13 protein-coding genes are annotated in these 12,339 nt (G+C 63.2%); 7 read left to right on the top strand and 6 right to left on the bottom strand.

Annotated elements, in window-relative coordinates:
• Positions 1–10: 10 nt before the first annotated feature.
• The gene (locus ASD58_RS13125; protein ID WP_057261613.1) at positions 11–1,018 is read right to left on the bottom strand and encodes a transporter; all 1,008 of its coding nucleotides are present in this window, start codon (positions 1,016–1,018) and stop codon (positions 11–13) included.
• A 10-nt stretch (positions 1,019–1,028) separates the two neighbouring features.
• Positions 1,029–1,796 (bottom strand): C39 family peptidase, encoded by a 768-nt coding sequence (locus ASD58_RS13120; RefSeq protein ID WP_057261612.1) that lies wholly within the window; start codon positions 1,794–1,796, stop codon positions 1,029–1,031.
• A gap of 449 nt (positions 1,797–2,245) precedes the next feature.
• Between ASD58_RS13120 and ASD58_RS13115 the strand changes: the two genes are divergently transcribed.
• The 4 genes from ASD58_RS13115 to ASD58_RS13100 are packed head-to-tail and all read left to right on the top strand — an operon-like array spanning position 2,246 to position 4,917.
• Entirely contained in the window at positions 2,246–2,758 is a 513-nt protein-coding gene (locus tag ASD58_RS13115) for a DUF6160 family protein (RefSeq protein WP_057261611.1), read from the top strand.
• A gap of 43 nt (positions 2,759–2,801) precedes the next feature.
• Positions 2,802–3,593 carry a hypothetical protein gene (locus ASD58_RS13110; protein ID WP_200951604.1) on the top strand — a complete coding sequence of 264 codons (792 nt, stop codon included), beginning with the start codon at positions 2,802–2,804 and terminating at the stop codon, positions 3,591–3,593.
• Positions 3,593–4,459 (top strand): DUF6160 family protein, encoded by an 867-nt coding sequence (locus tag ASD58_RS13105; RefSeq protein ID WP_057261610.1) that lies wholly within the window; start codon positions 3,593–3,595, stop codon positions 4,457–4,459. The genes ASD58_RS13110 and ASD58_RS13105 overlap by 1 nt, the downstream gene beginning before the upstream one ends.
• Entirely contained in the window at positions 4,456–4,917 is a 462-nt protein-coding gene (locus ASD58_RS13100) for a hypothetical protein (protein WP_057261609.1), read from the top strand. Before ASD58_RS13105 ends, ASD58_RS13100 begins: the two co-directional genes overlap by 4 nt.
• Here ASD58_RS13100 and ASD58_RS13095 read toward each other — a convergent pair.
• The gene (locus ASD58_RS13095; RefSeq protein ID WP_057261608.1) at positions 4,911–6,092 is read right to left on the bottom strand and encodes an MFS transporter; all 1,182 of its coding nucleotides are present in this window, start codon (positions 6,090–6,092) and stop codon (positions 4,911–4,913) included. The two genes, ASD58_RS13100 and ASD58_RS13095, sit on opposite strands and share 7 nt — an antisense overlap.
• A 55-nt stretch (positions 6,093–6,147) precedes the next feature.
• On the opposite strand from ASD58_RS13095, the gene ASD58_RS13090 reads away from it, so the two are divergent.
• From ASD58_RS13090 to ASD58_RS13080, 3 genes are all read left to right on the top strand, one after another.
• Entirely contained in the window at positions 6,148–6,861 is a 714-nt protein-coding gene (locus tag ASD58_RS13090; protein ID WP_057261607.1) for an ABC transporter substrate-binding protein, read from the top strand.
• A 4-nt stretch (positions 6,862–6,865) separates the two neighbouring features.
• On the top strand, positions 6,866–8,362 hold the full coding sequence (locus tag ASD58_RS13085) for a dipeptidase (protein ID WP_082565390.1): 1,497 nt from the start codon (positions 6,866–6,868) through the stop codon (positions 8,360–8,362).
• A gap of 132 nt (positions 8,363–8,494) precedes the next feature.
• Positions 8,495–9,436, top strand: a complete 942-nt coding sequence (locus ASD58_RS13080) for a TraB/GumN family protein (protein ID WP_082565389.1) — start codon at positions 8,495–8,497, stop codon at positions 9,434–9,436.
• On the opposite strand, the gene ASD58_RS13075 is transcribed toward ASD58_RS13080, so the two are convergent.
• From ASD58_RS13075 to ASD58_RS13065, 3 genes are all read right to left on the bottom strand, one after another.
• The gene (locus tag ASD58_RS13075) at positions 9,433–9,798 is read right to left on the bottom strand and encodes a hypothetical protein (protein WP_057261606.1); all 366 of its coding nucleotides are present in this window, start codon (positions 9,796–9,798) and stop codon (positions 9,433–9,435) included. The two genes, ASD58_RS13080 and ASD58_RS13075, sit on opposite strands and share 4 nt — an antisense overlap.
• A 76-nt stretch (positions 9,799–9,874) precedes the next feature.
• On the bottom strand, positions 9,875–10,336 hold the full coding sequence (locus tag ASD58_RS13070) for a VanZ family protein (RefSeq protein ID WP_229209973.1): 462 nt from the start codon (positions 10,334–10,336) through the stop codon (positions 9,875–9,877).
• An 80-nt stretch (positions 10,337–10,416) separates the two neighbouring features.
• Entirely contained in the window at positions 10,417–12,279 is a 1,863-nt protein-coding gene (locus tag ASD58_RS13065) for a methyl-accepting chemotaxis protein (RefSeq protein ID WP_082565388.1), read from the bottom strand.
• Positions 12,280–12,339: the final 60 nt, after the last annotated feature.

Here is a 12,339-nt window from a genome sequence, read left to right as displayed (position 1 = left end):
TGCTGCCTCGTCAGAACGCCAGCGGCAAGTTCAGGCCCACCGAGAAGTTCGGCGAGTCGCTGGTGAGGCCGATGCCGACCGACATGTTCACCGTGTTCTTCGGCGACATGCGGTAACCCATGCCGAAGTTGAGGATCGCCGACGTTTGCGAATTGGTGCGCACGTTCAAGCCGTCTTCAAAACGCAGCTTGGCGCCTTGCGAGATCGCGCCCTGGAACGACATCGTAGTAGAAATGCCATACGACAGTGCATAAGCGAAGCCCATGCCAAAGCCGAACTGTGTGCCGGGCGCCACGCGCGTCAGCACGCGTGTGCCGTTGACCTGGTGCAGCCCGGTGGCCTGGGTGCTGCCGGTCAGCGACAGGGAGCCGAACAGCGCTACCGGGTCGACGATGCGGTTGACGTTCATGCCCAGCGACAGCGAAGCGACGCCGCTGCCGGTTGCCTCGCCGCTGCCGGCGATGATCTTGAACGGGCTGCGGCCGGTGGGCAGGCGCAGGTTGCTGGTGGCGGTGAAGTTGGCGCGGTCGCGGCGTGCTTCCCACGGCTGGTAGCGGGCGCCGATGGCGATGTCGCCCAGCGAGAACGAGGTGTTGTTGCCGTTGCGCGACTCGGCGAACTTGCCGATCACGGGCAGGGTCACGTTGGCGGTCAGGTTGTCCCACACGCCGTAGTCGACCGACAGGGTATTGGTGACCACGTGGGCCGAGACGTTCTCGATTTCGAACAGGCTCAGGCCATCGGCCGCGATATCGGTGACGATTTTTTCCTGGCCGATGTAGGTGTAGTTCAGGTCATAGGTGTACTGCGATTTGCCTTTGCGGATCAGGGAATACTGCTTGTCGACTGCAGTCAGGGTTTCTTTCAGCAGGGCGCTCTGGTCGCCTTCGCCTTCCTTCTTCGCCAGCGCATCGCGTGCGGCGGCGGTACTGGTGGCTGCCGTGCTTTCCTGCGCGCCGGCGGTCGAATGCACCAGCAGGGCGGTGGCAAGCATGAATGGCAGGTACTGATATTTCATTCGCGTTTCCTTATTGACGGTGCATCCAGGTGCGGGCCGGGCCGGAGTTGACGGCACGTTCCAGCAGTTGCGTGGTGTTGTTGAAAGGATCGAGCTGGCCATGGTTGGTGACGCGGTCCATGTCGACCACGCCCAGCTCCTGGTCATTCAGCGCCAGTTGTGCCGGCGCTTTCTGTCCGGCCGGTGCGGACAGGATGAATAAGGTGTTCTTGTCCCACAGCGTGGCAAATTCCTGCACCGAGAAGGCCAGGTTGCCGGCCGAAGGGTCGGCGATGAAGACCACGCCGTTGCGGATGCCGCGCAGGACCACGAAGTGCTTGGCGCCGGCGTAGTCGATCGGCACGATGGCCGGCTCGTCCAATGTCAGCAGGTCCTTGACTTCGGCCTTGTAGCCGGCGGCGGGCACGTTGAGCGAAGCGGCGTAGCGCTTCATGTCCAGCAGCGAAAAACCGCGGCGCTCGATGATCTTTTCCTTCTCGCCCTTTTCCAGCATGCCTTCCATGGCCTGCTGCTCGGTGACGTCAAGACCCAGGTGGAACTTGAGGATGGTGACCAGCGCCGCCGAGCCGCAGCTGTAGTCGTAAGCCTGGCGCACGATGTGGCGGTATTTGAGCTCGGAGAACGGCTCCATGCTCACCGCCTGCGAGTAGCTGCCGCCGCCCAGCATGGTTTGCGGCATCTCGTACTGGCCTTTGGGGCGCTCCTGCACTTCGTTGCGGGAGAGGGCGGCGGAACCGCCAATCAGGGCTGCCAGGACCCCCATCAACAGCATCAGCATGGCAGCTCCCGATCGTTGGGGTAAGCGCTGCCCTTGCGCGTCGCGCGCGCGTCGAATCCTGCACCCATGGCGTCTCCAATGTAATGTGGACGAACGTTCGTCCTTGCTCTTTTGTTATTTATTTACGCACGTTTCGCGGCTTGCACGATGCATAAAAATTAGATGCACACCTCTACTTCGCACACGAAAACTTATGCTAATGCAAGCAACATGCGGCGAACGGCGCTCTTCCTCTGGCTGGCTCGCCAGGACAAGCGTTTGGCCTGTGCGGTCAGTGTGAAACGCTAGACCCTGTCCGGCGCCGCCACCTATCATAAATTTAATTAATATTGCGACAATATTAAGACGGTGCCTCGCCGCACCGGGCCCACCAGGCCCGCGACCGGCAAGGAGGCATACAGGAGCACCACACCAAGCACATTATTCTTATTCGAACGGAGATCAACGATATGAAACGCATTACCACCGCTGTAGCAATCGCCCTGTCCACCCTGGCCCTGTCGGCATCGGCCATGACCCCGATCAAAGACGCGGAACTGAGCGCAGTTACCGGCCAGGACGGCGTGTCGATCGGCGCCAACCTGAACGTCAAAGTCGAATCCTTCGTCTACACCGACACCGACGCTCTCGACGCCAACGGCCTGGGCGGCGGTTCGGTGAGCTTCAACGGCATCAAGGTCAATGGCCTGATCGCTGCAACCATCGACATCCTGTCGAAAAACTCCTTCCTGCAGGCTGCCGGCGCTGCTGGCGTGACCAACCCAGGCACCTTCTACAACCCGGCCACCGGCGGCGACGTGGTGCAGATCGCGATCCCGGCCGACGTGCAGGTGGCAGCAGGCAAACTGCTGAACATCTCGGTTGACGCAATCAAGATGGGCGGCAGCAATGCTTCCTACGGTTCGATGGCCATGAACCAGCTCGATCTGCGTGGCACCCAAGTGTGGATCTGGGCACACTGATCGCTGTGGCGGCCGTGGGAGCGGCCGCTCTGCGAATGTCCTGATGATGGAATCCCGTCTCTTTGCGGCCGCCCTGGCGGCCGTCTTTTTCTGCGCGCCGGCTGCGGCGCAACTGCGGCCCATGAGCGACGACGACCTGTCGCGCGCACGCGGGCAGGGCTTGCTGGCAGTGAGCAACAGCACGCTGGGCGGCTTCGACTTCACGCGCATCGCGCTCGATGCGGACGTGGAATTGAATGCGGGCTTGCGCAATATCCGCCTGGGCGATTACCGGTTTCCTGCGCGCGAAGGAACCGGCGCCGATATCGACATGCCGGCACTGCAGTTCGGCCAGAACGGCAGCAGGGTGTCGATCACCAATCCGTATTTCGAAGTCGTGTACCGCAACACTGGCGACGCCGGCGCGCCGCGCGAAGTGGTGGGCATGCGCATGGGCTTCGACAGCATCAAGGGCGATGTGGGCCTGAAGCTGAACAGCCTGTCCGGTTCGCTGCTGGTCAGCGGCACCGATGCAAACGGCCAGCCGGCCACCATCGATTCGCATACCGATGCGGGTGGCGGCAAGCGCTGGGACGGCGCCAGCTCCCTGGTCGGCGTGCGCGCGGGCGATGCCACTGGGCCGAGCCGCGATTTCTGGATTTCGGTGCTGAAGTCGGGCGTGCAGTTCCAGGCGCCCAGCGGCACCACGCAGATGCCCGATGCCGCGCAGTCGGGCGTCTGGCTCAATTGGCGCGACAAGCTGGTGTCGCTCACCAACCTGCCTGCGGTGCAGGTGCCGGCTCCCGTGGCGCCGGCGGTCACGCTTGCCGCGCCAACCGTGCCGGCGGGGCGCTGATGCAAAGCGCGCGCCGCTCCCTGCTGGCCGCGTGCGTCGCGCTGACGCTGGCGCCGGCGCTGGCGCTGGCCGACGGCTTGCGCCCCCTGAACGACAGCGCGCTGTCCGACGTGCGGGGACGCGACGGCGTCAGCTTCGACCTGAACGGCTTTTCGATGAACGGCGACCTGCGCGTGAGCTACACGCGCCCGGACGGCGCCAGTATCTGGGCCGGCAATCCCAGCGCATCGCGCAGCGACAGCGCCACGCCGTTCTCCGATCCCTACCGCTTCGACGTCGTGCGCAGTACCAATGGCCTGGCCGATATCGCGCAGTTCAACCTGCCGCAAAACCTCAACGGCGAACAGAAATGGCAGCTCGCCTACGACTTCGGCGTCAACGCCGACGGCATCGACCGCGACGGTGGCTCCATCGTGGTGAGCGACCTTGCCCTGTACGGCGGGGGCTGGCAATTCTCCACCCCGCGCACGCAGGACGGCCTGGCGCTCGGCGTAGCGCTGCGCATGGACGTCGGCCAATGGGCGCTGCGCCCGAACGGCCGCGCCAACATGGCCGGGCAGATGGCGCTCGATAACATCCGCATCGGCGCCACCGACGAAAACGGCAACTTCACCGGCCAGCCCTGGGTGTTTGCCGACGTGGCGCGCCAGCCTGCGCTGGTCAACGCGCTGGCCGACGAAAACGGGCCGCGCCTGCACATCGGCATCGGTGCGCCCGACGCGCAGTACGGTACCGGCCAGGCGGCCAGTGGCGGCATTGAAATCGGCAAGATCAGTTTTACGGCGCCCAGCGGGAATGTGGACCTGGGCTCATCGCGCATCGGCAATATCCAGATCAACTACCTTGATATCAAATTCCGCCAATGAAGAGACTTGCCGCGCTATTGCTGTTGCTCCCGGCCTGGCTGCAGGCCGCGCCGCCCCAGCCGCTTGACGACAGCGAACTGTCCGGCGTCAGCGCCCGCGACGGCATCAACTTCGCCGCCCACGTGGTGCTGAACGACCCGACCCTGGTTGGCGCCGTGACCGACAGCCGCCTGTCGCTGGGCTTTCACGACGGCGGCCAGCCGCGCTACATCGTGCTGCGCAATGTACGCGGCACGGTCGACATGTTCGCGATCGGCTTGAACGTGAAAAACCGCCCGGACGGCAACGGCGACTACATCGCCATTACGCTGCCGTCGCAAATGCGCTACACAAACTTCGGCTTCGAATCAATGAGCGTGCAGAACGATCCCAATGCCGCCGTTACCGGCAACCTTGGCAGCGTCAATATCAACGGCAACGTGCAGATGCAGGGCGAGTTCCGCATGTGGGCTCATTGATCGCTGCGTTCCGTCGCGAAAAAGACCAGCGCCAGCAGCGGGAACAGCAGACCCGCCACCAGCACCCCGTTCCAGCCATGGTGGGCCCAGGTCCAGCCGCCCAGCCATGAGCCGAAGGCGCCGCCGGCAAAGAAGATCGAGATATACAGGCCATTCAGGCGGCTGCGCATTTCCGCGCCGAGCGCAAAAATGGCGCGCTGGCCGACCACCAGGTTGCCCGAAGCGCCCATGTCCAGCACGATCCCGCACAGCACCAGCAGCACCAGCGTGAATTCGCGCCCGCCATGCAGCAGCAAGGGCGCGCCGAAAGCCGCCGCGGCGGCCAGCAGCGCCATCAAGGTGGTCGAGCGGCTCTTGCCCTGGTCGGCGCGCCGGCCGGCGATCGGCGAGGCGATCGCGCCTGCCACGCCAAGCAGCGCGAAAATCGCAATGCCGGTCTGCGAAAGATTGAAGGCCGGGCTGGCCAGCACCAGCGGCACCGTGGTCCAGAACAGGCTGAAGGCGCCGAACATGCATGCCTGGTAGGCCGCCCGGCGGCGCAGTACCGGCGTGGTGCGCAGCAGCGTCCACATGGAGGCCAGCAGGCCGCCATAGCGGTAGCCGCCTTCCGGCACCCGCTGCGGCAGGCGTACATGCAGGACCACGGCCAGCGCGGCGATGGCGGCGGTGGAGATGAAGAAGATCGCATGCCAGCCCAGTGCGTCGGTGACCAGGCTCGAGACGGGCCGCGCCAGCATAATGCCAAGCAGCAGGCCACTCATCACAGTGCCTACGGTCTGGCCGCGGTGTTCGGGCGCCGACATGTGCGCCGCAAACGGCACCAGCACCTGGGCAGCGGCGGAACAAAGCCCGATGAAGAAGGCGGCGGCGAGGAAGGTCGCTGCATTGCCAGCCATCGCCGCAGCCAGCAGCGAAACGGCCGTTGCGCCCAGCAGGGTAATGGTCAGGCGGCGGTTTTCCAGCAGGTCGCCCAAGGGCACGATGAAAGCCAGGCCAAGGCAGTAGCCGACCTGCGTCAGCGTGACGATCAAGCCGGCAGCGCCGGGATCGATCCCGGTGGCCCGGCTGATCGGCCCCACCAGGGGCTGGGCGTAGTACAGGTTGGCGACTATCAGGCCGCTGGCGACAGCCAGCAGCAGGATCATGGCGGGGGTGATGTGGTGCTCTTGTTTCATTGCGCAGCAGGATAGCACTGAAACAAAAAGCCTGCTGGTGGGTTAATATTTCCAAATGAAAGCCATTTCCGCCATCATGTTCGCCCTCTTGACTGCAGCTTCGGCACGCGCAGAGAAAGTGGTCATGCTGGTCGATACCGGCACCGAGATGCCGCTGGCCGACATTCGCAATGGCGAAGTCGCTGGCGGCATCCACAAGGACCTGGCCGAGGCGCTGGCGCAAAGAATGGGCCGCACCGCCGTTACGCTCGCGTTGCCGCGCAAGCGCATCTCGATGGCGCTCGAAGCAGGGCAGGGCGACGTCATTTGCATGTACCTGCCGGAATGGCTGCAGGGGCATTTCGGCTGGACCCAAGCCTTCATGCCGCAGACTGAAATGGTCATCACTTCGCTGACCGTGGCGCAGCCGCAAAGCCTGCTTGACCTGTGGGGCCAGCCAATTGGCACCGTGCTGGGATTCCAGTATCCCGAAATGGAAAAGGCCATGGGCACCGGCTTTGTGCGCGCCGATGCGCATTCCAACCTGGCCAACCTGCGCAAACTGGCGGCAGGCCGCTTGCGCCATGTCGCTACCATCAAAACGTTTTACGATTACCAGCTGCACAAGGGCGAAAAGGTCAACGTCCATGAACCGCTGGTGGTGCGCAGTTATTACACACGCTGCGCCGTTTCGGAAAAGGGCCGTGTGGCCCTGGCGGAAGTCGATGCCGCCATTACCCAGTTGGTGCGCGAAGGCGCCATCAACAAAATCCTGTCCAACTACCAATAGCATAATGATCAAGAGACTTGCACTAGCCACCACGCTGGCCTTTGCCACTGCCCATGCCGCAACTCCCCTCAGCAACGACGCCACCGCAGCCGCGCGCCATGCCCGCCAGGCCTACGGCGAAAAGGTGATCGACAGCCTGGCCAGCATGGTCAGCTTCAATACCGTGGCCGACGAGAAGGTGCCGTTCGAAAAGAACCCGCAGCACATCGGCTTCAAGCGCTTCATCAAGGACGAGGCAAGACGCCTGGGGCTGGACTTTGCCGACCATGGCTACATCATGGTGGTCGGCCTGGGAGAGGCCAAGGAACGCGTCGGCGTGATTACCCACGGCGATGTGCAGCCGGTTGATCCGGGCAAGTGGAAGCAGTCGCCGTTCAAGCTCGATCGCACCAGCGAGCCTGGCCTGCTGCTGGGACGCGGCACCGAAGACGACAAGGGCCCGATTGCCACCGCCATGTACGCGATGAAGGCGATCAAGGACCGCAATGTGCCGCTGAAAAAACGCATTGAACTGTATATCTACATGGCCGAGGAATCGGACTGGGCGCCGCTGGAAGCCTTCCTCAAGACCCATACGCCACCGCAAACCAATATCACCATCGACGCCGAATATCCGGCAGTGACGGCGGAGAAGGGCTGGGGCGGCGTGCGCGTGACCTTGCCGAACTTCGCTTCGGCGCCGGGCAGCGGGCCTTTGGTGGCCAGTTTCACCGGCGGTTTCTTCGACAGCCAGATTCCCGAAGATGCGCGCGCCGTGATCGACAATGCCGACGCCGCGCTGGAAACGGCGATCCGCACCCGCGCCGCCCAGCAGAAGGGCATGAGCTACCAGTACGCGCGGCAGGGCACGCGCCTGACCGTCACCGCCAAAGGCCTCGCTGCCCACTCCTCGAAACCGCAAGATGGCGTAAATGCCATCGCCATGCTGGCCGATGCGCTGGACGTGCAGCATTGGGGCGCCAGCCAGGCCGGCATGATGGTCGATTTCGTCAACGACATGATCGGCACCGGGCTGCAGGGTGAGAAGTTCGGCAAGATTGCCTATAGCGACGACTTCATGGGGCCGATGACCGTATCGCCGACTACCCTGAAGTCGACCGACAACGGGCTGGTGTTGGGTATCAACCTGCGCCGCCCGCGCGGAAAAACAACAGCCCAGCTGACGGCGGAAATCAACCAGGCCTTCGACGCCTGGAAGGCGGAAAACCAGCCGCGTGCCACCCTGGCAGCGCAGATTGGCGAGCCTTGGGTGCAGGACAAGGCGCCGCAATTGCCAACCCTGATGAAGGTGTTCTCCCACTACACCGGCATCAAGGACCCGCAACCGATTGCCATTGGCGGCGGCACCAATTCGCGCCTGTTCCCGCGCGCAGTCAGCTTTGGCCCAACCATGCCGGGCAAGGTCTACAGCGGCCACTCCGAGCACGAGTTCATAACGGAAAAACAATTACTTCTCAATCTGGAAATGTATACCGCGGTGCTGGTGGAGTTGGCGAAGTAATTGTCGACATTGTTGGCGAAACGAGTATTGCTTTACGGCAGTAAATAACCTTACCATGGGCAACAAGGCTTTCGCACCGGAAGCCTTCAGCCCATGCCTGGCTGCGACACAGGCATCCCATGAAAAGATGCCATGTTCCGCAAGCTTGTCTTCCTGACTGCATTGTCATTTTCCCTGTCGGCACACACCATGGATATGAGTATCCCGCCGGCGAATTCCGCCGCGCCCGCCGATGCCATGCAGGTCAACGACGTGCCGCGTCGCGGCACGCTGTACCGCGTGCATCACGCAGGCAAAACTTCTTACCTGTTCGGCACCATCCACGTGGGCAAACAGGACTTTTTCCCGCTCGAGCCTGAAGTCACCGAAGCGCTGGCCAAGTCCAGCTCGCTGGTGCTGGAACTCGATGTGCGCGCCAGCGGTCCTTACTACCGCGCGCTGGAACGCCATGGCCAATACCCGGCCGGGCAAACCATCCGCGAGCATTTGTCGGCGGGCGCGCTGGCCAGGCTGCAGGTAGCGCTGGACAAGGTCAAGCTGCCGCTGTCCAGCGTCGAGCACTACCGGCCATGGGTGGTGGCGAATATCCTGGTCGGACAGGAGATTGAAAAGAGCGGCTTTAACCGCGGTCTTGGCGTGGAAGGCTATTTGCTGAGCAATGCAACGCAGCAGAAGAAACCCTTGCAGGAACTGGAGACGGCCGATTACCAGCTCAGCCTGTTCGGTTCACTGAGCGACGCCCAACAGGAAGCCTACCTGCTGGAGAATATCGCCGATATTGACAGCGGCGCAGCGCTGCGCAAATCCGCCGGCCTGGTGGAAGCATGGAGTGCTGCCGATGCCAAACGCATCGCAGCGCTGACACGCGAGTTGACCACGGGCGACACGGTGTCCGCCCGCTTCATGGACAGCACTTTGCTGGGTAAGCGCAATCCGGAAATGGCAGCCAATATTGAAGCGATCATGCGCAAAGGCGACGCCTTCATCGGCATCGGCCTGCTGCACCTGGTCGGTGACAAAGGCGTGCCGGCCTTGCTGCGCCAGCACGGCTACCAGGTCGAGAAGGTCTATTAATATTTCGGGCTGGTGCTCAAGGAGCCATTGTTGTAGCGGACGTTGTCGCCCACGCGGTAGCTGGGCATGCTGTCGACATTGATGGTCTCGACGGAGCCATCCGCCTTTTTCACGGTGACACGGTAACCGCTGCCGCTGCCGGCCGCTGCTGCGCCAACCGCCCCGCTTGCCGACATTGAACCCGCCGGGTCGATCGACTGCACCACGCCATCCCAGTTGCCGGCTGCCTGGCTGCCTTCGGAAGCGCTGGCTACCGATGTGCTGGTGCTGGTGTTTTCATCCATGCTGGCGGTTTTCCTGCTGCTGTCATGGGCGCAGCCCGCCAGGGCCAGGCTCACCAGCATGATTACGGAAAGTTTCATACATCCTCCATAAGAAGCCCACGTTAGGTCTGCGCGCCGGGGAAGTGTACCCCGTTCCGTTACCGGCCGACGCACGTCAAGCGGCAGGGCGCTTGCGCAGGCTCCACAAGGCCCACATCACCGTCGACGCAATGATCGCGGCAGCCATGTCGACCAGCCAGTCGTCGACCGAGCCGTGGCGGTAGGGGAAGAAGGATTGAACGAACTCATCGATCGCGCCCATGATGGCAATGCCGAACACGGCCTTCAGCGCGCGCTGCGCCGGCTCGCCCTGGCAGCCGGTGAACAGCATGAAAGCCAGCACCGAATAGCCGCAGCTATGCAGCACCAGGCCGCTGGCGTATTCGGCCGCTTCGGCGCGCGCGCCGGGAATCGATCCAATGATGCAGTTAAGGACGAAAAGGGTGATGGCGCCCCAGAAACGCCAGCGTGCGTGGGCGTCGCTGAGGAACAGCAGGGTCAGGAATTTTTGCATGGGTGGGAAGATACCACGGAAGCGGTTGCGCCGGCACAGGGCCGGCGCACCTTCCGCTGCCACGCATATCGCTTGCGTGTGCAGCAGATGTAGCCATTATAGGGATTGGGTGTGACAGCACCATGACATAAATCAAGCTTCGTTCAAACTTTGAAGAAAGCAACAGCATCGAGCAAAGAATCGGCCTGGCCCGCCAGCTCTTCGGCGGTGGCGGCCAACTGTTCGGCCGCTGCGGCATTGCGCTGGGTGGCGTCGCTCAGTTGGTTGATCGCCTCGCTGATCTGGCTGGCGCCGCTGCTTTGCTCGCGCGACGCCGCGTTGATTTCCTGTACCAGTTCGGAGGTCTTGCGGATGCCGGGCACGATTTCCTTCAGCAGCTTGCCGGCCTGGTTGGCCACGGCCACGCTGTTCTGTGCGACGCCGCTGATTTCCTGCGCCGCGGCCTGGCTGCGTTCCGCCAGCTTGCGCACTTCCGCCGCCACTACCGCGAAGCCCTTGCCATGTTCGCCGGCGCGCGCGGCTTCGATGGCGGCGTTCAGTGCCAGCAGGTTGGTCTGGTAGGCGATATCGTCGATGATCGCGATTTCCCTGGTGATCTGCTGCATTGCCGTCACGGTGCGCGCCACTGCGTCGCCGCCTTCATCCGCATATCCGGCAACGCGTGCCGCCATGTCGTCGGTGACGCGCGAGTTCTCGTGGTTCTGGAAAATCGAGGCGCTCATTTCTTCGATGGAGGCGCTGGTCTGCTCCACGCTGGCGGCCTGCTCGGTCGAACTGGTGCTTAATGCCTGCGCAGTGGCGCTGGCCTGTGCCGCCGCATTGGCCAGTGCATCGGCCGACTGGCGCACACTGGTCACGGTCGCGTGCAGGCGTTGTGCCATGTCCTGCACCATATAGGCCAGGCTGCGCCTGTCTTCCCGGTGCAACTGCATGCGCTGCGTGAGGTCGCCCTGTGCGACTTGCCGCAGTACCTCGCATACTTCCGATGGCTCGCCGCCGATCTGGTAAATCAGGTGGTGGCTGATCGCGTAGCCGACCAGGATCGCCAGCGTGGCGATGCCGACGATGGCGCCGGCCAGCAGTTTGCGAGTTTCATCCTGCTGCTGCAAACGCTGTGCGATGTGCTCCGTCAGCAGCGCGAAGGCTGCATCGTCGGCGCTGAATTGCTGGTCAATGGCGCGGGTGGCGGCGGCGATGTAATCGGGCGCTGCATAGTCCAGCGTGTCGGCCATGACGATGCGCGTGCGTGCCAGTTCGGTGACTTCGGCGGCGGCAGCGGTGGCGGCAGCGACGGCGACGTCGAGCTTCTGCTTCAACACGGGATTGGCGGCATACGCCTTGCCGACGGTGCGCTGCATGCCGGCACTGGCATGGCGCGCCTTGCTGAGCAGGCTATACATGATGGCGCGGCCTTCGATATCGATCTTGCGCGTTGCCAGGAAGCCGGCGCCGCGCGCGCGCATCTGCCCCAGGTCTTCGGCAACGCGCGGCAAGTCGAAATACGTGGCCCGCATCAGGTAGTAGGAATCGGCATCGGGATCGAGCGACAGGCCGGACTGGTCAGCCAATTGTTCAATGAAGAGCAGGATGAATTCGCACAGCGCAGTGTGACGCTCATAGCTCTCCACGGTGGCCAGGCTGCGCGTGCTGACGTCGCGCGCCAGGGCGCTCCATTCGTCGCGGATGCGGGCAAACATTTTGCGGTCCGCTCCATCGCCCTCGGCCAGCAAGGAGGACATGCCCAGCAGCAGGCGATTGACTTCGGCCTCCTTGGCGCTGCGCTCACTGGCCAACTGGCCGGCGCCGACGAAGGCTGCCGACAGGCCGCGGTGCTGCTGGATGCTTTGCAGGAGGTCGAGTGCCTGGGCGCCGGGTTTGAGTCCAGTCTGCTCGGTGGAGGAAAAGTGAATATTGCGGCTGTTCTCGCGCAGGAACAGGCAGGATGGCGGTGCGACCAGCAGCACGCCCATTATTCCCAGCAATAGAAAACGTTGCCATAACTTCATCCTATCCAGCAGGGTGGCCACCGCGTTCTCCCAGGATTGGCAGGTCTCGACAGTGTAGCC

It is taken from the genome of Duganella sp. Root1480D1, from assembly GCF_001427305.1.
Taxonomy (GTDB): domain Bacteria; phylum Pseudomonadota; class Gammaproteobacteria; order Burkholderiales; family Burkholderiaceae_D; genus Rugamonas.
The sequence above is the reverse complement of the archived record's forward strand: the minus strand, read 5'-3'. Positions and strand labels throughout refer to the sequence as shown.

Coding starts and splice junctions, on each gene's coding strand:
- ASD58_RS13075 (WP_057261606.1), bottom strand. CDS start 9,798: ATGAAACTTTCCGTAATCATGCTGGTGAGCCTGGCCCTGGCGGGCTGC.
- ASD58_RS13115 (WP_057261611.1), top strand. CDS start 2,246: ATGAAACGCATTACCACCGCTGTAGCAATCGCCCTGTCCACCCTGGCC.
- ASD58_RS13095 (WP_057261608.1), bottom strand. CDS start 6,092: ATGAAACAAGAGCACCACATCACCCCCGCCATGATCCTGCTGCTGGCT.
- ASD58_RS13085 (WP_082565390.1), top strand. CDS start 6,866: ATGATCAAGAGACTTGCACTAGCCACCACGCTGGCCTTTGCCACTGCC.
- ASD58_RS13100 (WP_057261609.1), top strand. CDS start 4,456: ATGAAGAGACTTGCCGCGCTATTGCTGTTGCTCCCGGCCTGGCTGCAG.
- ASD58_RS13090 (WP_057261607.1), top strand. CDS start 6,148: ATGAAAGCCATTTCCGCCATCATGTTCGCCCTCTTGACTGCAGCTTCG.
- ASD58_RS13110 (WP_200951604.1), top strand. CDS start 2,802: ATGATGGAATCCCGTCTCTTTGCGGCCGCCCTGGCGGCCGTCTTTTTC.
- ASD58_RS13105 (WP_057261610.1), top strand. CDS start 3,593: ATGCAAAGCGCGCGCCGCTCCCTGCTGGCCGCGTGCGTCGCGCTGACG.
- ASD58_RS13120 (WP_057261612.1), bottom strand. CDS start 1,796: ATGCTGATGCTGTTGATGGGGGTCCTGGCAGCCCTGATTGGCGGTTCC.
- ASD58_RS13080 (WP_082565389.1), top strand. CDS start 8,495: ATGTTCCGCAAGCTTGTCTTCCTGACTGCATTGTCATTTTCCCTGTCG.
- ASD58_RS13125 (WP_057261613.1), bottom strand. CDS start 1,018: ATGAAATATCAGTACCTGCCATTCATGCTTGCCACCGCCCTGCTGGTG.
- ASD58_RS13065 (WP_082565388.1), bottom strand. CDS start 12,279: ATGAAGTTATGGCAACGTTTTCTATTGCTGGGAATAATGGGCGTGCTG.